Genomic DNA, 24,415 nt, shown 5'->3' with positions numbered 1-24,415 from the left:
TCGACGACAACGGCCCCCGGGATCACCTGGGGGCCGTTCTCTCTTCCACCTCAGTCAGTCGGCGCTTGCGAACACGGCGACGGCGTTGTGCCCGCCGAAGCCGAACGAGTTGCTGATCGCGTAGAGCTGACCGTCGCCGAGGGGCTGCGGTTCGCCCGAGAGCTTGAACGGCACGGCCGGGTCGGGCTCGGTCATGTTGATGGTCGGCGGAGCGACACGGTCCCGCAGGGCGAGCAGCGAGAAGATCGCCTCGAGGGCTCCGGTGCCGCCGAGCAGGTGCCCCGTCGACGCCTTCGTGGCCGACACGGGGATCTCATCGATCCGGTCGCCGAAGACCTTCTTGAGTGCGACGTACTCGTTGGGGTCGCCGACCGGGGTCGACGTCGCGTGGGCGTTGATGTGGGCCACCTGGTCGGCGCTGATGCCGGCCTCGTCGAGAGCCTGGGTGACGGCGCGGGCGGCACCGTTGCCCTCGGGGTCATTGCCCGTGATGTGATAGGCGTCTGCCGTGACGCCACCGCCGAGCACGTAGCCGTAGATCTTGGCGCCGCGCGCCCGGGCGTGCTCCTCGGTCTCGAGGATCAGTGCCGCAGCGCCCTCTCCCATCACGAAGCCGTCACGGTCGATCGCGCCGGGGCGCGAGGCGGTCGCCGGGTCGTCATTGCGCCGCGACAGGGCCTGAGCCGAGGCGAAGGACGCCATCGTGATCGGGTGGATGGCGGATTCGGTGCCACCCGCGATCACGACGTCGGCGAGACCGTCCTGCAGGTGGTGGAAGGCGTGGATGATCGACTCGGTGCTCGATGCGCAGGCACTCACGACGGTCTGCGCGTAGGCGCGAGCCTGGAACTGCAGCGACAGGTTGCCGGCAGCGGCGTTCGGCATCAGCATCGGAACGGTCAGGGGCATCACCCGGCGCGGTCCCTTCTCGCGCAGGGTGTCCCAGGCGTCGAGGAGGGTCCAGAGGCCGCCGATGCCGGTGGCGAAGTCGACACCGAGGCGCTCGGGTGCGACCTCGGGCGAGCCGGCATCCGCCCAAGCCTCGCGCGCTGCGATGAGCGCGAACTGCGACGACGGGTCGAGACGCTTCGCCTCGTGGCGGGGAAGGACCTCTTCGGGGCGGACGATCGCCTCAGCGGCGAAGGTCACGGGGAGTTCGTACTGCTGCACCCAGTCGTGCTCGAGAGTGCGGGTGCCGGACTGGCCTGCGAGCAGGTTCGTCCAGTTCTCGGGAGCTGTCCCGCCGATGGCGGACGTGGCGCCGATGCCGGTGACGACGATGCGCTTGGTCATGTGTGGTTCCTTGTCAGGCGGGTCGAGCAGAGGGCGGGCAAGGCGGAGGATGCCACGCCCCGCAGACGCGGGGGTGGCATCCTGCGTGGATTACTCCTGGCCTGCGACGATGAAGTTGACGGCGTCGCCGACGGTCTTGAGGTTCTTGACCTCGTCGTCGGGGATGGTGACGCCGAACTTCTCCTCGGCGTTGACGACGATCGTCATCATCGAGATCGAGTCGATGTCGAGGTCGTCGGTGAACGACTTCTCGAGGGCGACCTCGGAGGCGTTGATGCCGGTCTCGTCGGTGATCAGCTCTGCGAGGCCAGCGAGGACCTCATCGTTGGTGAAAGCCATGTGGTCTTCCTCTTTCTTACGGGTTGTATTCGGAACCGTGGAACAGTCTAGGGAAAGTCGGCGCGTTGTCAGGGAAGGACGACGACCTGAGCGGCGAACACGAGACCCGCGCCGAAGCCGATCTGCAGTGCGAGGCCGCCCGAGAGCTCGGGGTGCTCGGCCATCAGACGGTGACTCGCGAGCGGGATGGAGGCCGCCGACGTGTTGCCGGTGGTCTCGATGTCGCGGGCGATCACGGTGCTCTCCGGAAGCTTGAGCTGCTTCGCGAACTCGTCGATGATGCGCATGTTCGCCTGGTGCGGGATGAACGCGGCGATGTCCGTCGGCTCGACGCCGGCCCGGTCGAGCGCCTCGCGCGCGACCTTCGCCATCTCCCAGACCGCCCAGCGGAAGACCGTCTGGCCCTCCTGACGAAGGGTGGGCCACGGCACCTCGCCGTCGCGGAACTCGGTGAGCGTCGCATTCATGCCGACAGCGTCGGCCTTCGACCCGTCGGATCCCCACACTGCGGGCGCGATGCCCGGCGTGTCGCTCGGGCCGATGAGCGCGGCTCCGGCACCGTCGCCCAGCAGGAACGAGATGCTGCGGTCGGTCGGATCGACGACGTCGGACAGCTTCTCGGTTCCGATCACGAGGGCGTAGCGGGCGGCGCCGGACCTGATCAGCGCATCCGCCTGGGTGATCGCATAGGCATAGCCGGCGCAGGCGGCGTTCACGTCGTAGGCCGCGGCGGGATTCGCGCCGACGCGGTCGGCGACGATCGCGGACACCGACGGCGACTGCTTGGGGTTGCTGATGGTGGCGACGATCACGAGGTCGACCTGGTCAGCGGGGATGCCCGACTTCTCGATGGCCTCAGCGCCGGCGATCGCGGCGAGATCGATCGCGTCCGTGTCCTTGTCCGCGCGAACACGTGTGACGATGCCGGTCCGCTGGCGGATCCACTCGTCGCTCGAGTCGATCGGTCCGATGAGGTCCTCGTTCGGCACGGCGTTCTCGCCCCGGGCAGCGCCGAAGGAGTAGATGCGGGTGTAGGCGGGACCGGTGATCTGGTTCAGGGTGGGGCTCATGCGGCTTCTCCGTTCAGCAGCGCGACGGCCGCATCGAGATCATCGGGGGTCTTCACGGCGACGGTCGGCACGCCGCGCAGGCCGCGCTTGGCGAGACCGGTCAGCGCGCCCGCCGGGGCGAGCTCGATCAGGCCGGTGATGCCCTGGTCGGCGAACGAGGCCATGCACAGGTCCCAGCGCACCGGCGAGGAGACCTGGTCGACGAGATAGGTCAAGGCCTGCGAACCGTCACTGACGACCGAGCCGTCGCGGTTGGTCCACAGTGTGATGTCGGGATCTGCGGGAGTCACGGTCGACACGGCGTCACGCAGCGCGGCGACGGCCGACCCCATGAACGAGGTGTGGAACGCGCCCGCCACCTGCAGAGGGATGACGCGGGTGCCCTTGACGGGCTCGGTGGCGAGAGCATCGAGCCCGGCGAGCTCACCGGCCACGACGAGCTGGCCGCCGCCGTTGTAGTTGGCGGGGGAGAGGCCGAGCTCGCTCAGACGGGTGAGGATGGCCTCCTCGTCTCCGCCGAGCACGGCGCTCATGCCGGTCGGAGTCTGGGCGGCGGCATCGGCCATCGCGCGGCCGCGGATGCCGACGAGGCGCATGCCGGTCTCGGCATCGATCACTCCGCTGCCGACGAGTGCGGCGATCTCGCCGACGGAGTGTCCGGCGACGCCGTCTGCTCGGCGTCCCGCGCGAGCGGTGAGTGCGGCGGCGGCGATGAGGGACGCGGCGACGATCAGCGGCTGGGCGATGCGCGTGTCGCGGATCGTGTCAGCATCCGACACCGTTCCGTGCTGCCGGAGGTCGACCTCGGAGGCCTCGGAGTACGAGGCGAGAGTCTCCGTCACGCCGTCCAGCTCGAGCCAGGGGGAGAGGAAACCGGGGGTCTGCGAGCCCTGTCCAGGGCATACGACGACAATCACCACCCCAGTCTGCCAACGATCTGCCAGAAGTGGTGGATGATCCATCACAAGATTCCGAAGAACCCTTGTGTGTGGCGTACAGCTGAAGGGCGTCTGGTGCGGCGATCAGCGTGAGGGACGCCGCAGCGGAGGGCGACGTCGCACCTGCTCGGCGGCGCCGATCGAACCGAGGATGAGCGCCGTCTGCAGGATCAGAGCCTCGCGTGGGCCCGTGGCGTCCCAACCGATGACCTCGCTGACGCGCTTCAGGCGATAGCGCACGGTGTTCGGGTGCACGAACAGCTCGCGGGCGGTCGCCTCGAGGGAGCGACCGTTGTCGAGGTAGCTCCACAGCGTCGTCACGAGGTCGGTCGAATGGGCCTGCAGCGGTCGGTAGATGCGCTCGATCAGCGTCTGCTTGGCGAGCGGATCACCGGCGAGGGCGCGCTCGGGAAGCAGGTCGTCGGCGTCGACGGGCCGCGGAGCGCTCCGCCACGCCCGCGCCACGGCGAACCCGGCGAGGGCGGCTCGTGCGCTCTGGCTCGCGTCGACGAGCGCGGCGACCGCGGGGCCGAGCACGACGTAACCCGGACCGAAGGAGGGCTCGAGGCGCGTCGCGATCTCTTCGAAGCCGAGTTCCTCCTCTTCGCCCTCCGCGAGCTCCTGGCCGGCGACGCGTGCCCGCCCGATGACGAGAACGAGGCGCGAGCCCTGCACGCCGATCAGCACATCGACCGCGAGCTTGCGCGCCGTGCGACGCACCAGATCGACATCGAACTGCGGGGGAGTCGTGCCCACCAGCACCGCGACCTCGCCGTGTCCGTGCCAGCCCAGCGCGGCGATGCGACTCGGCAGCTCTTCGTCGGCTTCGCCGGTCAGGATCGAGTCGACGACGAGCGCCTCGAGCCTGGCATCCCAGAGGCCGCGGGCCTCAGCCGCGCGGGCGTAGACGTCGGCCGCGGCGAAGGCCACGTCGCGAGAGTAGAGGAGGATCGCCTCGCGGAGATCTGCACCCCGACCCGCGACCCTCTCTTCCGTCACCTCGACGGTGACGCGGATCAACTGGAGGGTCTGCTGCAGGCTGACGCTGCGGAGCAGCTCGCGCGGTGCCGCCGCGAAGATGTCGGCGGCGATCCACGGCGTCGACGTCGGGTCCTCGTACCACTGGATGAACGAGGTGATGCCCGCCTGGGCCACCAGCCCGACCGCAGAGCGGCGGGCTGGTGGCATGTCGGCGTACCACGGGAGGGTGTCCTCGAGGCGCTTGATCGTCACCGAGGCGATGTCACCGGAGATCCGGCGCAGCCAGGTGAGCGTGGCGGACTTGTCCATGCCGCGCGAAGAGGAACCCGTCACCGATGACTCAGCTTTCGCCGCCCGCGTTGCCGCTCGTGCCGGCGTTCACGTCGAGCAGGCTGTACTTCTGGATGGCCTGCGCGGCGAGAGAGCGGTCGACGACCCCGTCTTCGGCGAGCGACTGCAGCGTGCGGACGACGATCGACGGACCGTCGATCTTGAAGAAGCGACGAGCGGCCGCACGCGTGTCGGAGAAGCCGAATCCGTCGGCACCGAGCGTCGCGAACCGCTGCGGGACCCAGGGACGGATCTGGTCCTGCACGGCGTGCATGTAGTCGCTCACTGCGACGACGGGACCCTCGGCACCCTGCAGCTTCTGCGTGAGGTACGCGGTGCGGGGCTCTTCTTCGGGGTGCAGGAAGTTGTGCTCGTCGGCGGCGAGGCCGTCGCGGCGCAGCTCGGTCCACGAGGTGACCGACCAGACATCGGCGATCACGCCCCAGTCGTTCTTCAGCAGCTCCTGTGCTTCGAGAGCCCAGGGGAGTCCGACGCCCGAGGCGAAGAGCTGGGCACGCGGGCCCTCGCCCTCGCCGACGGAGATGCGGTGGATGCCGCGCACGATGCCGTCGACGTCCACGTTCTCCGGCTCGGCCGGCATCACCATCGGCTCGTTGTAGAGCGTGATGTAGTACATGACGTTCGGGTCTTCGTGGTTGCCGCCGTACATCCGCTCGAGACCGGATCGCATGATGTGCGCGATCTCATAGCCGTAGGCCGGGTCGTACGAGACCGTCGCCGGGTTGGTGGCGGCGAGCAGGTGCGAGTGGCCGTCGGCGTGCTGCAGGCCTTCACCCGTGAGGGTGGTGCGGCCGGCCGTCGCCCCCATGATGAAGCCGCGCGCCATCTGATCACCGGCGGCCCACTGGGCGTCACCGGTGCGCTGGAAGCCGAACATCGAGTAGAAGAGGTAGATCGGGATCAGCGGCTCGCCGTGCGTGGCGTACGACGTGCCGGCCGCGGTGAACGCCGCGAGGGCGCCCGCCTCGTTGATGCCGACGTGCACGATCTGTCCCTGAGGGCTCTCCTTGTAGGCGAGGAGGAGCTCGCGGTCGACCGAGGTGTAGTGCTGGCCGTTCGGGTTGTAGATCTTCGCCGAGGGGAAGTACGCGTCCATACCGAACGTGCGGGCCTCGTCCGGGATGATCGGGACGATGCGGTGCCCGAAGTCCTTCGAGCGCAGCAGGTCCTTCAGCAGACGGACGAACGCCATGGTCGTGGCGATCTCCTGCGTGCCGGAGCCCTTCTTGGGAAGCGCGTAGGCCGTGTCGTCGGGGAGCGAGAGTCCCACGTGAGTGGAACGGCGCTCGGGCAGGTAGCCGCCGAGAGCCTGGCGGCGCTCGAGCATGTACTGGATCGTCTCGTCCTGCGGGCCCGGGTTGTAGTACGGGGGCAGGTAGGGGTTCTCCTCGAGCTGCGCATCCGTGATCGGGATGTGCATCGCGTCGCGGAACGTCTTGAGGTTGTCCAGCGTCATCTTCTTCATCTGGTGGGTCGCGTTGCGGCCCTCGAAGTGCGGACCGAGGCCGTAGCCCTTGACGGTCTTCGCGAGGATGACGGTGGGCTTGCCCTTGTGTTCGGTCGCGGCCTTGAACGCGGCGTAGACCTTGCGGTAGTCGTGGCCACCGCGCTTCAGGTTCCAGATGTCGTCGTCGGAGTAGTCCTTGACGAGGGCCGCGGCACGCTCGTCGCGGCCGAAGAAGTGCTCGCGGACGTACGCGCCGGACTCGGCCTTGTAGGTCTGGTAGTCGCCGTCGGGGGTGACGTTCATCAGGTTGAGCAGCGCACCCTCGGTGTCGCGGGCGAGCAGGTCGTCCCATTCGCGACCCCAGACGACCTTGATGACGTTCCAGCCCGCGCCGCGGAAGAACGACTCGAGCTCCTGGACGATCTTCCCGTTGCCGCGCACCGGACCGTCGAGACGCTGGAGGTTGCAGTTGACGATGAACGTCAGGTTGTCGAGCCCCTCGTTGGCTGCGACCTGCAGCTGTCCGCGGCTCTCGACCTCGTCCATCTCACCGTCGCCGAGGAAGGCCCAGACGTGGGACTGCGAGGTGTCCTTGATGCCGCGGTTCTCGAGGTACTTGTTCGACATCGCCTGGTAGATGGCGTTGATCGGACCGAGTCCCATGGAGACGGTGGGGAACTGCCAGTACTCCGGCATCAGACGCGGGTGCGGGTACGACGGGATGCCGTGCGGCGCGTGCGACTTCTCCTGACGGAAGCCGTCGAGCTGGTCTTCGCTCAGGCGGCCCTCGAGGTACGAGCGCGCGTAGGTGCCGGGGGAGGCGTGGCCCTGGATGAAGATCTGGTCGGCGCCACCGGGGTGGTCTGCGCCCTTGAAGAAGTGGTTGAAGCCGACCTCGTACAGAGCGGCCGACGATGCGTAGGTCGAGATGTGGCCGCCGACGCCGATGCCGGGGCGCTGCGCGCGGTGCACGGTGATCGCGGCGTTCCAGCGGATCCACGCACGGTAGCGGCGCTCGATCTCTTCGTCACCCGGGAACTCGGGCTCGTTCTCCGGCGCGATCGTGTTGATGTAGTCGGTGGTCGGGACCATCGGCACGCCCAGGTGCAGCTCCTTCGAGCGCTTGAGCAGGCTGAGCATGATCTCGCGGCCACGACCGTGGCCCTTCGCGTCGACGAGCTCGTCGAGAGACTGCTGCCACTCGCCCGTCTCTTCCGGATCGCTGTCGAGGGGGCCCTGGGAATACGGATCCTGGTCGTGCACAGTCACGGGGAGCCTTTCGTCAAGCTGGCAGGTCATGCCAATGAAACGGGAAGCGACGCGGGCAGCCTTGTCGGCTGTGCACAACGCGTGCCGCCCTCAGCCTATCCCTCTTCCACGACATCAGCGCGCATCGGGTCATCTGTAGACTGGGACGCACCAGGGCCTTTAGCTCAGCTGGTAGAGCGCCACGTTTACACCGTGGATGTCGTCGGTTCGATCCCGGCAGGGCCCACCGCATCGATCATCTGCTGAAGGCGGACGCTCCTCCACCTCGTGTCTCCGACGGGGCGCAGAACTCTACTCCGCAGGGTCGAGAATGGCCAGGGTCGGCTGATTTCTTCCTGCGGCGTCGCGCCGCTCGTAGAGTTCTCCGTGGACTCTGAGCGGCTTGCGGACGTCGAGGCGATGCCGGGAAGGAGGCCACGTGGACATCTGTCGAGAGTGTCGGTTCATCGTGGTCAATCCGGTGGGCCGACTCACCGTCTCGCGTGTGGGACTGCTCTCCGACGCCCGGTTCCCCGGCCGGAGCATCCTGAGCCTCCGCGATCACTACGACGACATCGCCGACGCGCCGGCGGAGATCGCCGAGCTCTTCCTGGTCGACATCCAGTTCGCCTCTCGCATCATCCGCCGAGCGACCGGAGCCGATCGGGTCGATGTCGTGCTCTCCGGAGCTGCAGGGCCGCATGTGCATGCGCACCTGGTCCCGCGCCGCCGAGACCGCGACCCTCGTCCTGACCACGGCCCCGACGAGGACCCGAGGGCGTGCCGGCCGCTCGAGCCGCTTCCTGAAGCGATGGCCGTCGGACTGCTCGCCGCGGCCTTCGACGTGGCCGGGGCCGGTCTCGCCGGGACATAGCGATGGCGCACCCGGACTCTCGGTCCGGATGCGCCATCGTGTGCCGCGTGGGCGCTACTGCTGGATGAAGGCGAGGATGTCGGGGTTGATCACATCGGCGTGCGTCGTCAGCATGCCGTGGGGGAACCCGGGGTAGATCTTCAGGGTCGAGTCGCTCAGGAGCTCCGCCTGCTTCAGAGCGGCATCCTTGTACGGCACGACCTGGTCGTCGTCGCCCTGGATCACGAGGACCGGAACGGTGATCGCCGTGAGGTCTTCGGTCTGGTCCGTCTCGGAGAAGGCCTTGATCCCCTCGTAGTGAGCGAGGGCGCTGCCCGTCATGCCTTGTCGCCACCAGTTGTCGACCACGGGCTGCGACAGCGTGACACCATCGCGGTTGAAGCCGTAGAAGGGCCCGGAGGCGACAGCCTGGAAGAACTCGGCGCGATTCGCGGCGAGTGCCTCGCGGAAGCCGTCGAAGACCGAGATCGGGGTGCCCTCGGGGTTGCTGTCGGTCTGCACCATCAGCGGCGGCACCGACGAGACGAGCACCGCCTTGGCGACGCGGCCCTGAGGCTGTCCGTACTGCGCGACGTAGCGCGCGACCTGGCCGCCGCCCGTCGAGTGCCCGATGTGGATGGCATTGCGGAGGTCGAGGTGCTCGACGACGGCCGAGGCATCGCTGGCGTAGTGGTCCATGTCATGGCCGGTGCCGATCTGCGACGACCTTCCGTGGCCCCGGCGGTCGCTCGCGATGACGCGGTAGCCCTTGTCGAGGAAGAACAGCATCTGCGCGTCCCAGTCGTCGGACGAGAGCGGCCAGCCGTGGTGGAACATGATGGGCTGCGCGTCGGGGCTGCCCCAGTCCTTGTAGTAGATCTCTGCGCCATCATCCGTGGTCACGAACGCCATGATCAGCCTCCAGGTTTCCGCCGTCCCGAGAGAGATCCCGGACGACTGTCGAACGCCCCACGTCAGCTTCGTGGGAGCGCGACCACGCTAACCCGTCCGTCCTCACGGCGCGCTCGACATCTGTCCAGAATCCGTCCCCGCCGTTTTCGACATCTGTCCGGTGCGGCGTCGAGGCCGCATCGATAGCGTCTCGACCATGTCGAACTCCCGGATCTCGCACGGGGCGGGATTCTGGGTGGTCGCCTCCGCCTTCCTGCTCGTGATGGCGTACGCGACCGTGCCGACCCCTCTGTACCCGCTGTACCAGGAGGTCGACGGGTTCCCGGTCTCGGTGATCACCCTGATCTTCGCGGCCTTCGCCGTCGGCGTCGTGCTCAGCCTCTTCCTGCTCGGGCATGTCAGCGACTGGATGGGGCGACGGCGGATGCTGGTGATCGCGATCCTCATCGCGGCTCTCAGCGCCGTCCTGTTCCTCGCATGGCACGAGGTGCCGGGACTGCTCGCCGCGAGGCTGGTGAACGGCGCGAGCGTCGGCATCCTCACCGCCACCGCCACCGCGCATCTGGGTGAGCTGCGGGCGCAGGCGCGCCCCAGCGAGAACGCGATCGTGGCCGCATCGGTCGCGGGTGCCGCCAATCTCGGCGGACTGGCGCTCGGACCGCTGATCGGCGGTCTGTTCGCCGAGTTCCTGCCCGCGCCGCTGGTGCTGCCGCACGCGGTCTTCCTCGTGGTGCTCATCGCGGCCGCGATCGCGGTGTCCGGTGTCCCGGAGACGGTGACACCACCCGGCGAGCCGAGACGGTACAGGCCGCAACGCATAGCCGCACCGCCGCGATCGAGGGCGGCATTCATCGCCGCGGGCTTCGGAGCATTCGCCGGATTCGCCCTGTTCGGCCTGTTCACCTCTCTCGCGCCCACCATCCTCATCAGCACGTTCGGCGAGCATGACCACCTTCTCGCCGGGATCACCGCGTGCTCGGTGTTCGCTGCCGCGGCAACCGGCCAGGTGGCTCTCGCTCGGGTGCCGCTGCGCATCCAGCTGACGGTCGCGGCCGTCTGCTGCGCATGCGGGCTCGTCGCCGTCGCCGCAGGAACGCTGGTGCCGTCGCTCGCGGTGTTCCTCATCGGAGGCGTCGTCGCAGGCGTCGGCGTCGGGCTGCTGTTCAAGTCGTCGGTCGCGACGGCCGCGGGTCTCGCCGAGCCGGGACGACGGGGGGAGACGCTCGCGCTGGTCTTCCTCATCGCCTACTGCGGCCTCGCGCTTCCGGTGCTCGCGATCGGCGTGATCCTCACGTTCGCATCGCAGACCACGGTGCTCCTCGTCTTCATCTCGATCGTGTCGGTCGCGACCGTCTCGGCGGCGGTCGTCATGCGTCGCGCGCTCGTCGGTCAGGAGCCCGGCGCGAGGGCCGGACGTGCAGTGTCCGGTCGCGACGAAACCGCCCCGTAACCGGCGCGCCATCATCCCGCCGACGAGACCTGCCAAGCTGAGATCAGCGAAAGGCGGACGTCGTGACACACCCCTCACCCTTCGGGCTGATGCTGCGCTCGTTGCGCGTGGGCCAGAACCTGACTCTCGAAGCGCTCGCGTCTCGATCCGGGGTGAGCGTGCGCACGATCGGCGACCTCGAACGCGGAGCGAGCGCCTCGCCGCAACGGCGCACCGTCGATGCGCTCGCCGACGGACTCGGACTCGATGTGGCCGATCAGCATGCGTTCCTCCGCGCTGCGCGTGCCCGGCCCCGTGCCGCCGTCGCGACAGAGCCCGCGGGGGCCATCGCCCCGCACCGGGTGTTCGACTTCTCGGGCCGGCAGGCCGAGATCGATGAAGCACTTCGCATCCTGCACGGCCCTCAGCCCGCAGATCGGCAGCGACCGGCGCTGGTCATCAGCGGCGCGCCGGGAATCGGCAAGACGACCGGCGCCGTCGAGATCCTGTCGCGTGGAGGAGAGGCCGACCGCCGTCCGCTGGTCTTCGTGGGGCTGGACGGCGTCAGCTCGTCTCCGCTGACACCGCTCCAGGTGGTCACCGCCATGCTGCGGCAGCTCCCCGGAGCGGAGCAGAAGCCGCCTGCTGATCTGGCGACGGCGCGGACGCAATGGCAGGCAGCGGTCGCGGAGGCTCCCGTCCAGGTGCTGCTCGACAACGTCGCGAACGAGGCGCAGATCCGTCCGATCCTGTCGATCTGCGCGGGGGATGTCGTGGTCGTGACGTCGCGCCGCAGTCTCGCAGGCCTCGAAGGGGTGCGGCGCCTGCGGCTCGGGCCCCTGCAGCGGGACGAGAGCATCGCGTTCCTCGGTCGTCTCATCCCGCACGACGATGCCTCCGATCTGGATGCGCTGAGTGAGATCGCGGCCCTGTGCGACGACGTGCCCCTCGCGCTTCGAGTGGTCGGCAATCGCATCGCCAGTCGCCCCTCATGGACGGCCGCCGATCTTCTGAGCCGCCTGCGCACGTCGGAGGACAGGCTGCGCATGCTCGTCGCCGGTGACCTGGCCGTGGAAGCGGCCATCTCTCTCTCCTACGAGGAGCTGGACCCGCGCACTGCCGCGCTGTTCCGATGGATCTCGCTCATCGACGGTCGCACCTTCGGGGCCCATCTCGCCGCGGCTGCCGTGCGATCGTCAGATGTGGCCGAGGTGGAGCGACGGCTGGACGACCTCACGGACCTGGGAATGCTCGAGGCGCGCGGTGGCGACCGCTACCGTCTGCACGACCTGATGCGTCTCTTCGGGCTGGGCAAGCTGCGCGATGCTGTCGGATCCGATGAGATCGCACGGCGGCACGCCCATATCCGCGCGTGGCTGCTGGGGAGTCTGGAGCGCGCCGGCGCCTGGTACGAACCGGGAAGGGATGCGAGCGCAGTCTCACGCAACGGTCGCAGCTTCATCGATGCCGAGGCCGCCGCGGTGTGGATCCGCGAGGAGGTCGAGCACTGGTGGCCGGCGTATGCGGAGGCAGCGGAGCTCGGCGAGGACGCGATGGTCTGCGACGTCGCGGATGCGCTGCACTGGTACTCCGACATCTGGATCACGTGGGGACACTGGCATCGATTCTTCTCTCTCGCGGCTGCGGCGGCGAAGAGGCTGGGCGACCCGAGAGCAGAAGCCGCGCAGCTGGGGTACGTCGCGTGGGCGGAGATCGTCGAGGTCGGTGACCGGGCGCACGCGGTGCTCACCGGGCATGCCGCGCTGGAGGCGGCCACCCGCGCGGGTGATGCCGCGCAGCAGGGCTGGGCGCACTACTACATCGGGTGGGCGAGCTGGACGCTGGATCGTCTCGTCGAGGCCGACGCGGCGGCCGCGGCCGCCATGGTCGCCTTTCGCGCGGCTCAGGAGACGACAGGGGCGGAGAACGCGCAGGTGCTCTCGTCGATGGTCAAGGCCCGACGCGGCAAGTACCTCGAGTCGATCCCCGAGACGGAGGCGACGCTCGCACGCGTCCGATCCGCCGAGACCACGGACAGTCTGACCAGCATCGTCACGCAGTTCGCGGCGTGCCTCGACCTCGTCGACGCCTATGTCGCCGTCGGACGACACGAGGACGCGGTCAGAGTCGGCGCGCTGGGCATCGAGATCGCACGATCGCTCAAGGACGACACCCGTGTGCTGCTGATGATGCGCCGACACATCCGTGCGCTGATCCACGCGGGCGACGGCGAGGCTGCGATCGCCGAGGCGGATGAGGCGCTGGCCATGCTGGGGCCGGGGAGCAGCGAGGCGTTCATCTTCGACAGAGTGCGCCGGGAGGTGTCGCTCATCGGCACGTCTCGCGCACCCGGTTCGGAGGGCGATGCAGCGTGATCGTCCGGCGGGGTCACGCGGTCACAGGCGGCCGGTCGACTCCCAGAGCCTGATGAGCTTGAGCGCAAGATGGAGAGTGCTGCGCGCGACGCCGTCGTCGAGCGCCTCTCTGACCACCTCGGGCAGACGCTCGAGCCGGTAGTAGAGCGTCGTCCGATGGACGAACAGGATGCGGCATGCCGCGACGACGTTCGCCCCCACGTCGAGATACGTCTCGACGGTCACCCGCTGGCTGTCGTCTCGCTGGGAGTAGAGCGCATGCGCGGCGGGCGAGATGATCCGGAGTGCTGCCGGATCGGCTGACGCCGAGGCGAGCAGCCGCCATCCGCCGAGAGCGCTCGAGTCGACGGAGGGGTGGAACTGCGGGAGGGCGGCCGCGAGAGAGGCGGCGATGACGGCCTCATCGGCGGCGCTGCGCAGGTCCGACGCGCCCTGCGCAGGGGAGGCGGTGCCGATTCCGAGAATGCGGATGCCGCGTCTCGCCGCCTCGTCGAGGAGGAGGTCGGTGAGGCCGCTGTCGGACGGCTGTCCCACGAGCAGGACGACACCGCGCTCCAGCCCGATGAAGTGAGCCGGCACGGGACGGAGGTGCGTCAGGTGACGTCCGAAGGCGATGCGGTCGACATCGCTCACCGTCGCATCGATGAGGATCGCGCGAGCGACCGTGCCGGGGCCCGGCCGGAGCCACCGCTGCTGGACGGCATGCGCGAAGGCGCCGCGACGCACGGACTCGTCGGCGTGCAGCAGATCGACCAGGATCGACTCTCGATCGACACGCGACGAACCAGGGGCCCTGCGCAGGGCGATACGGGTGAGGGCGACGGCCGCATCGATCGCCTCGAACTCGCTCGCCGTGAGCTGCGGCCCATTTCCGAGGTCGATCTCGATGACGGCGACCGGGACACCGTCGTCATGCACCGGAACGGAGAGGAGCGAGGCGGATGCCTGAGGTGATGCGGACAGCCCGCCGTCGGACGCCGCCGGACCGAACTCGTGCACGACCACTCGGCGGCGCAGGGATGCTGCGAGTTGGAGGGCGATCTCCGGCAGCGCCGTCGAGGCTGCGGGGGTCGTCGTATCGCTGATCGTCATGGGTCGCTCCTGTGCGGGGGATGGGCTCACCGTGTCGCTCTGCGTCGATGGATGCGGACGTCACATCCACCGAACTCGAGTACGCCCCATAGAAGCGTCTTCCGAGCAGCCGCACCAGGCGGAAAGCAGGCAGAAGTGAGGAACGACCGTCTTCGACTCCTGTCGCATGGTCGTGAGTCTGACGGTTCATAGATTCGTATTCAGCGGACGAAGGGACACGAGGTGACGCGATGATGAGCAGCAGCACGGTCGTCCTCGTGCACGGAGCCTTCCTGGACGCATCCGGTTGGTGGCCGGTCGTGCTCCGCCTGCTCGACGGCGGACACCGGGTGCTCGCTCCGCCGGTGACCGGCCGCAGCTTCCGCGGCGACTGCGACTACATCCGCACCGTCGTCGAGCACGTCGACGGAGAGGTGCTGCTCGTCGGACACGGGTATGGAGCGGCCGTCATCACGGTCGTCGGTGAGGCGGCCAACGTCTCAGGGCTGCTCTTCATCGCGGGCTATGCGCTGGAACGGGGCGAGAGCATCGCTGATATGCGAGACCTCTTCGCGCCGGCAGAGGCGTCCGCGCATCTCGTGGCCACCGTGTTCCCGGCTGAAGACGGCGCACGGCGAACGGAGCTGACCGTCGCACCCGACCAATTCGCGCGCCTTCTCGCGCAGGGCCTTCCCGCCGACGAATCGGGAGTCCTCGCCGTCTCGCAGCGCCCGATCTCCGACTCCGTGTTCGCCGAGCGGGCGTCCGGCGCGGGCTGGAGCGTGACGCCGAGCTGGGGCGTCGTGGCGACTCACGACCGTCTCATCAGCCCGCACCTCCAGCGCTTCGGATATCGGCGAGCGGGATGTCGAGCGGTGAGGGAGCTGGACGCACCGCACCTGGTCACGCAGACGCACGCCGCGGAGATCGTGCGGTTCATCGACAGCATCCTCGACGAGATCGAGACCCGTGGCTGAGCAGCAGGGGAGTGCTGTCGACACCCGCCCCGGTTGGACGGCGGGGTTCGCGCCGCTCGCTGTCCCGATCTTCCGCCTGGTGTGGCTGGCATCGATCGTCAGCAACATCGGCAGCTGGATGCAGACCGTCGGCGCTCAATGGCTCCTGGTGCAGGACGACAGCTCGCCGCTGCTCGTCGCGCTCGTGCAGACGGCATCGGCAGCGCCCGTGCTCCTGTTCGCGATACCGGCCGGCGTCATCGGCGAGTTCCTCAACCGTCGGCGCGTCCTTCTCTGGTCGCAGACGGTCCAACTCGCCGTCGTGCTGGGTCTCACGTATCTGACCGCGGTCGGCCAGACGACCACGACCATCCTGCTGGCGTCGACGTTCGTGCTGGGGACGGTCTCGGCCATCCAGCTGCCGGCGTTCCAGGCACTCGTGCCGGACATCGTGCCGCCGAAGCTCCTGATCGATGCGGCGAGCCTCTCCTCGATCGGCGTGAACATCGCCCGCGCGGTGGGACCGGCGATCGCCGGCCTCGTGGTCGCCCAGTTCGGCGTCGCGGCGGTCTTCCTGCTCAATGCGCTCTCCTTCCTGGTGTTCCTGGGCGTGCTGCTTTTCTGGAAGACCTACAGTCCGCCGGTGGCTCGGCCCGAGCCCTTCGTCGATGCGACGCGGGCCGGCATCCGCTACATCCGCCACTCGCGGATCGTCCGCCGCATCCTGCTGCGGCTCGCCGTCTTCCTGATACCGGCGAACGCGCTCTGGGCGCTGCTGCCGACCATCGCCAAGAACTCGCTCGGGTTCTCTGCGAGTGGCTACGGCCTTCTGCTGGCAGCGCTGGGAGCAGGATCGATCGTCGGTGCGTTCGTGCTTCCGTGGGCGCGGCGCGTCGCAGCGGTCAACGGTGTGGTGCTGACCTCGTCCGTGGTCTTCGGGGCGGGACTCGTGGTCCTCGTGACCTCGCCGACCCTGTGGATCACCTTTCCGGCGCTCGTGGCGACCGGTCTCGCCTGGATCGGGGTGATCGCGACCATCAACGGCACGGTGCAGGCGTTCCTGCCCGTCTGGGTGCGTACGCGCGGCCTGTCGTTCTACCAGCTCGTCCTCTTCGGCTGCACGGCCGCCGGGTCTGCGGGCGCGGGCGTGCTCGCGTCCGTGTGGGATCCCGGGCTCGTGGTCATCGGGGCCGGGATCCTCTGCGGCCTGGGCGGACTCTCCCTGCTCGTGTGGCCCATGCCGGCGACGAGCGGCATCGGCCGCGGCATCGTGGAGGTGCCGGGGGTCGAGGACCGGCCCCGCCCGGACGGTGCTGACGACGCGCCCGTTCTGGTGGTCATCCGGTATCGCATTCCGGTCGAGCGGAGACAGGAGTTCCTCGACACGATGACCGGCGTGCAGCAGACCCGTCTGCGGACGGGGGCGCGGGGGTGGCAGGTGTACGTCGACGCCGACGACCCGGGGTCGGTCATCGAGGCGTACTCCGTCGGCTCGTGGCGCGAGCACGTGAGTCAACACGAAGGTCGCACCACCGAGTTCGACGCCCAGCAGATCGCTCGTGCGCGCGCGATGAGCACCCAGGAGCTCGAGGTGACGCACCTGCTCGCCATCCCCCTGCCTCACCACCGCGGCGTCGAGAAGCGCCGCACCCGCGACAAGAGACGGAGCATCCCGCATGGAACGTGACGACAACCCCACCACTCACCCCGAGATCCCGTCGCTGGGCGACCCCGATCTGCCGCAGGAGGGGGAGGTGAACATCGCCGACCGCCCGCAGAGCAACACGATGACCGGTCCGCAGAACGAGGTCATCGAGTCGCAGTTCCCGAACCAGATGCACGCGCCGGCGACGGACATCAGCACGCAGCCGTTCTTCTGGTCCTCGTTCAACATCTCACCCCGCCGGGTGCAGCGCGGCGGCTGGGCGCGGGAGCTCACGAAGCAGGACTTCCACATCTCCGACGAGATCGCCGGGGTCAACATGTACCTCGAGCCGGGCGGCATCCGCGAACTGCACTGGCACCAGACCGCCGAATGGGCGGTCATGACCCGCGGCAAGGCGCGCGTGACGACTCTCAGCAGATCGGGTCTGCCCGCGGTGGAGGATGTCGAAGAGGGCGACCTGTGGTTCTTCCCGGCGGGCACCCCGCACTCCCTACAGGGCCTCGGCCCGGACGGCGCGGAGTTCGTGCTCGCGTTCGACGATGGCGACCAGTCCGAGTCGAACACACTGCTGCTCACCGACTGGTTCGCCCACACCCCGCCCGAGGTCCTCGCGAAGAACTTCGGCGTCGCGCAGTCGGTCTTCTCCGACATCCCGCTGCACAACCTCTGGATCTTCCCCGGCGAAGAGCCACCCGCGCTCGACATCGACCAGGCCGCCGCGGGCGTGGAATGGGGCATGGAACCGGTCATCTTCCGACTGTCGCGCTCGAAGCCGCTGTATGAGAACTCCGGCGGATCCATCCAGATCGCCGACTCCACCAACTACGCCTACTCCAGCACCGTCGCTGCAGCCCTCGTGACGGTCGAGCCGGGGTCGATGCGCGAGCTGCACTGGCACCCGAACGCCGACGAATGGCAGTACTACCTGCGCGGCTCCGCCCGCATGACCGTGTTCAACACCGGCCCCCATGCGAACACGACCGACTTCCGCGCCGGTGACGTGGGCGTGGTCAGGAAGAATCTCGGCCATTACATCGAGAACACCGGTGACGACGTGCTGCAGTTCCTCGAGGTGTTCCGCACCGACAAGTACGAGGAGATCTCGCTCGCGAACTGGCTCTCCCACGTGCCCCCGCAGCTCGTCTCCGCGCACCTGAACATCGACCCCGCGGTGCTGGCGACGTTCCCCCGCGGAGCACAGGGCATCACACCACTGCGCTGATCAGCGCCCTCCGAGCGCGATCAGCGTTGAGCGCCTTCGGCGAGGTATCGGTGGATGAGGGTGACGGCCATCGCGCCCTCGCCGACGGCGGATGCGACGCGCTTGACGGAGTTCGCACGGACATCGCCGGCCGCGAAGATCCCGGGGACGGATGTCTCGAGGTAGTAGGGCGAGCGTGCCAGCGGCCACTTCTGCAGGTCGTCGGCGGAGAGGTCCACGCCGGTGAGCAGGAACCCGCGACTGTCGAGCTGCACATCCGTCATCGCCGCCCACTCGGTGTTGGGAGCCCCGCCGATGCAGACGAACAGGTGGGTCGCGGGCACGCGTGTGGTCCTGCCCGCCTGGTCGAGGGTGATCTCCCGCAGATGCTCGTCTCCGTCGACCGCGACGACGCGGGTGTGGACGAGGATGGTGACGTTGCTCTGCGCAGCGAGCCGGTCGAGCAGATAGGCCGACATGGTCGACGAGAGCGAGGGGCCGCGGACGACGACAGTGACGTGCGCCGCGTGGGCCGCGAGGTTCATGGCCGCCTGTCCTGCGGAGTTGGCGCCGCCGACGACGTACACGTGCTGACCGATGCAGGCGGAGGCTTCGCTGGTGCCCGCGCCGTAGTAGATGCCGGCACCGCGGAAGCCCTGCTCGCCGTCGAGGCCGAGTCTGCGCCACTGCACGCCGGTGGCGCAGAGCGCCGCGCGTGCATGGATCTCCGACCCGTCGGCGAGCCGAGCCCGCACGTCGTGGTCCCTGAACGTGCGGGCGATGCCGTACCTCATGACGATGAGTTCGGCGCCGAAGGAGAGCGCCTGCCGGCGGGCGCGCTCGGCGAGCTCCGCCCCGGAGATCCCCCCGGGGAAACCGAGGTAGTTTTCGATGAGGCTGCTGAAACCGGCCTGCCCGCCGACGGCGTCGCGCTCTACGACGGCGACGCTGAGACCCTCGGATGCCGCGTAGACGGCGGCCGAGAGTCCGGCGGGTCCTGCTCCGTAGATGATGAGGTCGTACGTCGACTGCGCCGGAGGCTTCACCCAGCCGAGAGCCGCAGCGACCTGCTCGGGATTCGGGTCCTCCAACACGGCGCCTTCGGGAAGGACGACCAGCGGTAGCCGCCTGTCGGTCAGGTCGATTCCTGCCGCCGCGGCGGCACCCCGGGGAACCATGATCGGCAGGAACGGAACCTCGCTGCGCGTCAGATAGTCGCGCAACGCGAAAGCCTGCGGCCCGTCGGCGTCGGCGATGAGACGCAGGGGCGACCGCTGGTCGGATGCCTCGGTCACGCGTCGCCTGCGAGCTGCTCCTGGCAGTCCGCAGGCACGCGCTCAGCCGGGCCGGGGGTGGTCTGCGACCGCGGATGGCTGTGCGGGGGAGCGAGGACGGGACCGTCGAAGGCTGTCTCGGTGCCGAAGTCCCAGAACCAGTCCTCACCGGGCTCGAAGCTCTGGATCACTCGATGGCCGCTCGTGTGCGCGTGCTTCGTCGCATGCTTGTGCAAGGAGTCGTCGCAGCATCCGATGTGCCCGCAGTAGGCGCACCGGCGCAGATGCAGCCACCACGAGCCGATCGCCTCGCAGTCCAGACACCCCGGGCCGGAGGGGGGAACGTCCGCCCGGATGAAGTCGCTGACGTCGCTCATGGGTGCATCTCCTGTCGTCGGTATGCCGTCGGGGTCATGATGTCGGGATTCCGTGTCGTACTCAAGGGTGCCCGCGGGAGTCCTCATGTTCCTTCGACACCCGTCGAAGCCGTGCTCGTCGACATCCTCTAGGTTCGGGGAGGTGAGCACCTCTTCCTCCCGCCGGGTCCCGATCGAATCGCAGAAGGTCGATGCGCCGCTGACGTCCAGCGCGACGTTCCTCGTGTTGCAGATCGCTGACGGAGCGGATGCCGCGTCGACCGCGCGCGACGCGATCGCCGGTATCGACGACCTCGTGAAGAACGTCGGATTCCGTGATCTCGACGCGATGCTGTCGTGCACGGTCGGTATCGGAGCCGCGGCGTGGCCGCGCCTCACCGCGCGCCCGGTTCCGGCCGAGCTGCACCCCTTCGCGCCGGTCGTCGGCCCGGTGCACACCGCGCCGGGCACGCCCGGGGATCTCCTCTTCCATATCCGTGCGAACCGCCAGGATCTCGTGTTCGAGTTCGAGCGCCAGCTGCTCGACGTGCTGGGCGACGCCGTGACCGTGGTCGACGAGACCTCGGGATTCCGGTATTTCGACGTGCGCGACCTGCTCGGCTTCGTCGACGGGACGGCGAACCCGGTGGGGAACGCCGTCGCCGAGTCGACGCTGGTGGGCGCAGAGGACGGTGATCACGTCGGAGGCAGCTACGTCGTCGTCCAGCGATATCTGCACGACCTCGCTCAGTGGCAGGCGCTGACGACCGAGCAGCAGGAGGCCGTGATCGGCCGCAAGAAGGCCGACAACGTCGAGCTCGACGATGCGGCCGTCGGGCAGAAGTCCCACAAGACCCTCGCCACGATCGTGGTCGACGGTGTCGAGCACGACATCCTTCGTGACAACATGCCTTTCGGCAGCCCGGGCTCGTCGTCCTTCGGCACCTACTTCATCGGATACTCGCGCTACCTGTGGGTCATCGAGAAGATGCTCGAGAACATGTTCATCGGTGACCCGCCCGGCGCCTACGACCGACTCCTGGACTTCTCCCGCGCCACGACCGGCAGCACCTTCTTCGCGCCGTCCGCGGACTTCCTCAGCGGGCTCGCCGACGAGCCGATGCCCGTGCAGCGCATCTGACGGCAGACGAGCGGACAAGAGTCACCTCCCATCTCGCGCCGCACGCGCGTAGCGTTGATATATGGGAAGACTCTTCTACGGAGCCGCTCAGCCGCCGATCCTCATCGAGGACCGAGCGTTGGCTCACCTCAAGATCGTCGTCACGACGAAGCTGCGCCGCAACGAGAGCTTCACCCTGTCGTGGATCCACAAGGACGGCGAGGCCCCCGGTCGATCGACCATCTGGCTGCATCCGTCGATCCCGCTGCGCTTCGTGTTCGACGAGACGGAGGCGCCGACGCTGAACCGTCGGTGGATCGAGGAGCTCTCTCAGACGCTCAGCAGCACGGGCGGCGTCTGCCTGACTGCGGAGATCATCGATCCCACCGAAGGCGGCGAATCGGAACGCGCAGGCGGAGGGCGGTGACCGACTCGCTCACAGGGTGAGGCGGCGGTCGACGATCTGCTGCGCGACATCGTGCAGTCGCCCACCGACAGAGCGCGCGTGTCGTCGAAGGATGGTGAAGGCATCGTCGATGGAGACGCTGCGCTGAAACGACAGCGCGCCCTTCGCCTGCTCGATCAGGATCCTGCTGTCGAGCGCGTGGTGAAGCTGCGCGGTGCGGTCGGCGTGCGCGCGGAGCGTGCGATTCTGCACCAGACCGATCGTGGCGAACTCGCCGAGTGCCTGAGCGACGGCCGCATCCTGGTCGATGAGCACGCCGACCCTGTCGAAGAAGAGGTTCAGCGCACCGAGGTGCTGATCGCGAAGCGAGAGCGGCACCGCGTAGCCAGCGCGAAGGCCGCGTCGCACCGCGAGAGGAGCGAACTCGGGCCAGCGATCGGCGCTCGCCCGCAGATCGGGTGTCTCCACCACGCGCCCGGACCGGAAGCTGTCGAGGCAGGGGCCCTGCTCGATGCCGAGCTCTGCCTCCTCCACATCGCTCGCGCGCTCACTCGTCGAGCCCAGCACGTGGAGTTGTCCTCCGGCATCGGCCAGGACGATGCCGGCGTCGACCGCAGGGGTGAAGCGCGTCGCGGCCTCGACGAGAAGGTCCACGGTGTCGATGACGTCATAGTCCGGATCCAGAGCGTCAGCCAGGCGGCGGAAGACAGCGGTCAGGTCGTTCGGCGAGTGCGGGTTGCGGATCACATCGAACGGCATTCGGATCCGATCCTCAACTCACGCCCACGGCATGGCCCTGCTCTGCGCCCACGTTCTCGGGTTCGTGAACCAGATACAGCCCGGACGGCGCATTCGCGGTGAACGCGAGCGCGTCGATCCAGTGCCGATTGAGCTCGGGGACTTTGCCGCCGGTGTACTTGAAGACGAGGTTGCAGCCGGGGTGCATCCAGACCGAACTCCGACCTCCGCCGATGCTGGCGTCCTCCCTCCAGGTGAAGAGGAACGGCTCGCCGCGGCGCAGCTTCGTCGTCATCACGACCTGCAGATGATGGAGCGCGCGGTCGTCGATCTCCACCTTCTGATTTCCCTCGTACACGAACTTGCCCATGATGGGATGTCCCTTCGCAGATCTCCTCCTGTGCCCAGACCTACAGGGGTGGGGTGCCCCCCGCAAGGCCCTTGCAGACCGATCGAGAGTGTTCCTGCGCCGTTCGCAGGCGTCTCGGTCGGACGCCTTTTACACCCGAGACCTCGATTTCGGCAAGGGTGCTGGAACGGCTTTCTCACCCCGTTAGACCAGTGCTCACCAATCCAGCGGATCGGTCGACGAAGTCGTTCGATCCGAGACGACCCCGCACGAAGGAGCACTGATGTCGGACACTTATGGCACGACGAGCCTGAGCGGCTCGGACGCGCATCACGAGCAGGATTCAGGGAAGGCGGAGGCTGCCAAGAACGAGGCGGCCGGTCTTGCCGACACGGCCGGCGCTCAGGCGAAGGACGTGATCGGCACCGCCAAGGCAGAGGCGGCGAGCGTCGTCGGCGAGGCCAAGACGCAGGCGAAGGACCTGTACGCGCAGACCACCCGTGAGCTGAACGAGCAGGCGCACACGCAGCAGCAGCGCCTCGCCGGTGGGCTTCGGTCGGTCAGCGACGAACTCGGTTCGATGGCTGCGAACTCGGAGGGCAGCGGTGTCGCGAGCGATCTGGTGCAGCAGGTTGCCGGGCGACTGTCGGGCGCGGCGAGCTGGCTCGGGGACCGGGATCCGGCCTCCGTGCTCACGGAGGTGAAGCGGTATGCGAGACGCAAGCCCGGAACCTTCATCCTCGGGGCGGCGATCGTCGGCGTCGCCGTCGGCAGGCTCACCCGAGCGCTGGCATCGAACGCCTCGGCAGATGACACGCATACATCTCCACGGCCGGTGACGCCGCCCCGTGAGGTCCACCCGGACCCGGCCGTACCGGTGCCGGTCGGCTCACCCGCGGGCGGTGCCGCCGACAGCGGCGGGGCGACGGCTGCAGACCTCGCCGGCGCTCCGACACGCACGGAGACAGAAGGTCTCACACCTCCGACCCGTCGCGGCGGCGCACAGACCGCCTGGACCGGATCGGGCGCACTCGGGGAGGGTGGCGATGAGCGACCCCACACCCTCTGAGACGAAGGCCGCGTCGAGCTCGCTCGGCGATCTGCTGGGTGAGGTCTCGCGAGACCTGTCGACGTTGATGCGTCAGGAGCTCGCACTCGCTCGCGCGGAGCTGCGGGAGACCGCGACGAAGTCCGCGAAGGGCGCGGGCATCATGGGTGCCGCCGGCTATGCGGCGCTGATGGCGGTGTTCTTCCTGTCCGTCGCACTGTGGTGGGCGCTGGGCTCGCTCATGGGGCGCGGCTGGTCGGGCGTCGTCGTGGCCGTGATCTGGGCGATCGTCGCGCTGATCCTGTTCGTGGTCGGCCGAAGCCAGCTGAAGCAGGTCGAGGGCATGCCGCAGACCGTCGACACGGTCAAGGAGATTCCAGAAGCACTGAAGAGAAATGAGGAGAACCGATGAGTGATTCACCCGATGAGATCCGCGCGAACATCGAGCGGACGCGACAGGAGCTGGGGTCGGATGTCGACGCGCTCGCCGACAAGGTGACGCCGTCGAAGATCGTGGACCGGCAGATGGGGAAAGTGCGCGGTGCCTTCACCTCGGTGCGCGAGCGCGTCATGGGGTCGGCGGACGATGCGGGATCCACGCTCTCGGACGCCGGTGACCGCGTGACCGAGGTCAAGGACCGCGCCATCGCGAAAGCCGAGGGCAATCCGCTCGCGGTCGGCCTGATGGCCTTCGGGGCGGGGCTGCTGATCGCATCGCTCGTGCCGGCGTCGTCGAAGGAGCAGCAGCTCGCGAAGACGGTCAAGGACCAGGCCCAGCCGCTCCTCGATGAGGTCACGGACGTGGCCAAGGAGGTCGGCGAGCATCTGAAGGAACCGGCGCAGGCGTCGGTCGAGTCCGTGAGGGAAACGGCGCAGGAATCCGTGGCTGTCGTGAAGGACGAAGCGCAGACCGCGGCCGGTGAAGTGACCGATCAGGCGCAGCAGGCGCGCGAGAACATCGCGGGCAGCTGACCGCCATCGACCGGACGGACCC

Annotated in this window: 23 protein-coding genes and 1 tRNA gene; 12 read left to right on the top strand and 12 right to left on the bottom strand. The window is 68.5% G+C overall.

All coding sequences use genetic code 11. The features are described from left to right. Positions 1–54: 54 nt before the first annotated feature. The 6 genes from ACIPV5_RS12045 to aceE all read right to left on the bottom strand — a co-directional run bounded on the left by ACIPV5_RS12045 (position 55) and on the right by aceE (position 7,688). A complete protein-coding gene (locus tag ACIPV5_RS12045) occupies positions 55–1,293 on the bottom strand; it encodes a beta-ketoacyl synthase (RefSeq protein WP_053096389.1) in 1,239 nt (412 codons plus the stop codon). A 90-nt stretch (positions 1,294–1,383) separates the two neighbouring features. After that, the gene (locus ACIPV5_RS12040; protein WP_017202249.1) at positions 1,384–1,632 is read right to left on the bottom strand and encodes an acyl carrier protein; all 249 of its coding nucleotides are present in this window, start codon (positions 1,630–1,632) and stop codon (positions 1,384–1,386) included. Between the two features lie 68 nt (positions 1,633–1,700). After that, entirely contained in the window at positions 1,701–2,702 is a 1,002-nt protein-coding gene (locus ACIPV5_RS12035) for a beta-ketoacyl-ACP synthase III (RefSeq protein WP_053096388.1), read from the bottom strand. After that, positions 2,699–3,619, bottom strand: a complete 921-nt coding sequence (locus tag ACIPV5_RS12030) for an ACP S-malonyltransferase (protein ID WP_072592302.1) — start codon at positions 3,617–3,619, stop codon at positions 2,699–2,701. The genes ACIPV5_RS12035 and ACIPV5_RS12030 overlap by 4 nt, the downstream gene beginning before the upstream one ends. Positions 3,620–3,724: 105 nt before the next feature. Further along, entirely contained in the window at positions 3,725–4,930 is a 1,206-nt protein-coding gene (locus tag ACIPV5_RS12025) for a CdaR family transcriptional regulator (RefSeq protein WP_056278864.1), read from the bottom strand. Between the two features lie 31 nt (positions 4,931–4,961). Then, positions 4,962–7,688: a pyruvate dehydrogenase (acetyl-transferring), homodimeric type gene (gene aceE / locus ACIPV5_RS12020; protein WP_053096386.1), complete on the bottom strand. Its 2,727-nt coding sequence runs from the start codon at positions 7,686–7,688 to the stop codon at positions 4,962–4,964. A 153-nt stretch (positions 7,689–7,841) separates the two neighbouring features. On the opposite strand from aceE, the gene ACIPV5_RS12015 reads away from it, so the two are divergent. Together ACIPV5_RS12015 and ACIPV5_RS12010 are read left to right on the top strand one after the other, a co-directional pair. Then, a tRNA-Val gene (locus ACIPV5_RS12015) sits at positions 7,842–7,914 on the top strand. 192 nt (positions 7,915–8,106) lie between these two features. Beyond that, a complete protein-coding gene (locus ACIPV5_RS12010) occupies positions 8,107–8,541 on the top strand; it encodes a hypothetical protein (protein WP_056278863.1) in 435 nt (144 codons plus the stop codon). Positions 8,542–8,595: 54 nt separating this feature from the next. Here ACIPV5_RS12010 and ACIPV5_RS12005 read toward each other — a convergent pair whose 3' ends face one another. Then, positions 8,596–9,432 carry an alpha/beta fold hydrolase gene (locus ACIPV5_RS12005; protein WP_072591362.1) on the bottom strand — a complete coding sequence of 279 codons (837 nt, stop codon included), beginning with the start codon at positions 9,430–9,432 and terminating at the stop codon, positions 8,596–8,598. Between the two features lie 196 nt (positions 9,433–9,628). Here ACIPV5_RS12005 and ACIPV5_RS12000 point away from each other — a divergent pair, with 196 nt between their 5' ends. Then, positions 9,629–10,882 (top strand): MFS transporter, encoded by a 1,254-nt coding sequence (locus ACIPV5_RS12000; protein WP_400341097.1) that lies wholly within the window; start codon positions 9,629–9,631, stop codon positions 10,880–10,882. 62 nt (positions 10,883–10,944) lie between these two features. After that, positions 10,945–13,236 (top strand): helix-turn-helix domain-containing protein, encoded by a 2,292-nt coding sequence (locus ACIPV5_RS11995; protein WP_400341096.1) that lies wholly within the window; start codon positions 10,945–10,947, stop codon positions 13,234–13,236. Between the two features lie 21 nt (positions 13,237–13,257). Here the strand turns inward: ACIPV5_RS11995 and ACIPV5_RS11990 are convergent, their stop codons facing one another. After that, positions 13,258–14,328: a PucR family transcriptional regulator gene (locus tag ACIPV5_RS11990; RefSeq protein ID WP_400341095.1), complete on the bottom strand. Its 1,071-nt coding sequence runs from the start codon at positions 14,326–14,328 to the stop codon at positions 13,258–13,260. 233 nt (positions 14,329–14,561) lie between these two features. Between ACIPV5_RS11990 and ACIPV5_RS11985 the strand changes: the two genes are divergently transcribed. The 3 genes from ACIPV5_RS11985 to ACIPV5_RS11975 are packed head-to-tail and all read left to right on the top strand — an operon-like array spanning position 14,562 to position 18,151. Then, positions 14,562–15,284 carry an alpha/beta hydrolase gene (locus tag ACIPV5_RS11985; RefSeq protein WP_400341094.1) on the top strand — a complete coding sequence of 241 codons (723 nt, stop codon included), beginning with the start codon at positions 14,562–14,564 and terminating at the stop codon, positions 15,282–15,284. Continuing rightward, a complete protein-coding gene (locus ACIPV5_RS11980; RefSeq protein WP_295103561.1) occupies positions 15,277–16,950 on the top strand; it encodes an MFS transporter in 1,674 nt (557 codons plus the stop codon). The genes ACIPV5_RS11985 and ACIPV5_RS11980 overlap by 8 nt, the downstream gene beginning before the upstream one ends. Then, entirely contained in the window at positions 16,940–18,151 is a 1,212-nt protein-coding gene (locus ACIPV5_RS11975) for a cupin domain-containing protein (protein ID WP_295103562.1), read from the top strand. The genes ACIPV5_RS11980 and ACIPV5_RS11975 overlap by 11 nt, the downstream gene beginning before the upstream one ends. A 20-nt stretch (positions 18,152–18,171) precedes the next feature. On the opposite strand, the gene ACIPV5_RS11970 is transcribed toward ACIPV5_RS11975, so the two are convergent. Next, a complete protein-coding gene (locus ACIPV5_RS11970) occupies positions 18,172–19,425 on the bottom strand; it encodes an FAD-dependent oxidoreductase (RefSeq protein ID WP_400341093.1) in 1,254 nt (417 codons plus the stop codon). Continuing rightward, the gene (locus ACIPV5_RS11965; protein WP_400341092.1) at positions 19,422–19,781 is read right to left on the bottom strand and encodes a UBP-type zinc finger domain-containing protein; all 360 of its coding nucleotides are present in this window, start codon (positions 19,779–19,781) and stop codon (positions 19,422–19,424) included. Before ACIPV5_RS11965 ends, ACIPV5_RS11970 begins: the two co-directional genes overlap by 4 nt. A gap of 142 nt (positions 19,782–19,923) precedes the next feature. Here ACIPV5_RS11965 and ACIPV5_RS11960 point away from each other — a divergent pair, with 142 nt between their 5' ends. Further along, positions 19,924–20,901 carry a Dyp-type peroxidase gene (locus ACIPV5_RS11960; protein ID WP_400341091.1) on the top strand — a complete coding sequence of 326 codons (978 nt, stop codon included), beginning with the start codon at positions 19,924–19,926 and terminating at the stop codon, positions 20,899–20,901. A gap of 61 nt (positions 20,902–20,962) precedes the next feature. Further along, positions 20,963–21,307, top strand: coding sequence for a hypothetical protein (locus ACIPV5_RS11955; protein ID WP_072591357.1), 345 nt, complete (start codon positions 20,963–20,965; stop codon positions 21,305–21,307). A gap of 9 nt (positions 21,308–21,316) precedes the next feature. On the opposite strand, the gene ACIPV5_RS11950 is transcribed toward ACIPV5_RS11955, so the two are convergent. Beyond that, positions 21,317–22,045 carry a GAF and ANTAR domain-containing protein gene (locus ACIPV5_RS11950; protein ID WP_400341090.1) on the bottom strand — a complete coding sequence of 243 codons (729 nt, stop codon included), beginning with the start codon at positions 22,043–22,045 and terminating at the stop codon, positions 21,317–21,319. A gap of 13 nt (positions 22,046–22,058) precedes the next feature. After that, the gene (locus ACIPV5_RS11945; protein WP_400341089.1) at positions 22,059–22,394 is read right to left on the bottom strand and encodes an ATP-dependent DNA ligase; all 336 of its coding nucleotides are present in this window, start codon (positions 22,392–22,394) and stop codon (positions 22,059–22,061) included. A gap of 262 nt (positions 22,395–22,656) precedes the next feature. On the opposite strand from ACIPV5_RS11945, the gene ACIPV5_RS11940 reads away from it, so the two are divergent. Genes ACIPV5_RS11940 through ACIPV5_RS11930 form a run of 3 tightly spaced genes read left to right on the top strand, consistent with a single transcriptional unit; the run spans position 22,657 to position 24,393 of the window. Continuing rightward, positions 22,657–23,442 (top strand): hypothetical protein, encoded by a 786-nt coding sequence (locus ACIPV5_RS11940; protein ID WP_400341088.1) that lies wholly within the window; start codon positions 22,657–22,659, stop codon positions 23,440–23,442. Beyond that, a complete protein-coding gene (locus tag ACIPV5_RS11935; protein ID WP_320488466.1) occupies positions 23,420–23,833 on the top strand; it encodes a phage holin family protein in 414 nt (137 codons plus the stop codon). Before ACIPV5_RS11940 ends, ACIPV5_RS11935 begins: the two co-directional genes overlap by 23 nt. Beyond that, positions 23,830–24,393 carry a DUF3618 domain-containing protein gene (locus ACIPV5_RS11930; protein WP_320488465.1) on the top strand — a complete coding sequence of 188 codons (564 nt, stop codon included), beginning with the start codon at positions 23,830–23,832 and terminating at the stop codon, positions 24,391–24,393. Before ACIPV5_RS11935 ends, ACIPV5_RS11930 begins: the two co-directional genes overlap by 4 nt. The last annotated feature ends 22 nt before the right edge of the window (positions 24,394–24,415 follow it).

This window comes from Microbacterium sp. NPDC090014, from assembly GCF_044748285.1.
GTDB lineage: Bacteria > Actinomycetota > Actinomycetes > Actinomycetales > Microbacteriaceae > Microbacterium.
Note: the sequence above shows the minus strand (reverse complement) of the source record. Positions and strands in the feature narration are given on the sequence as shown.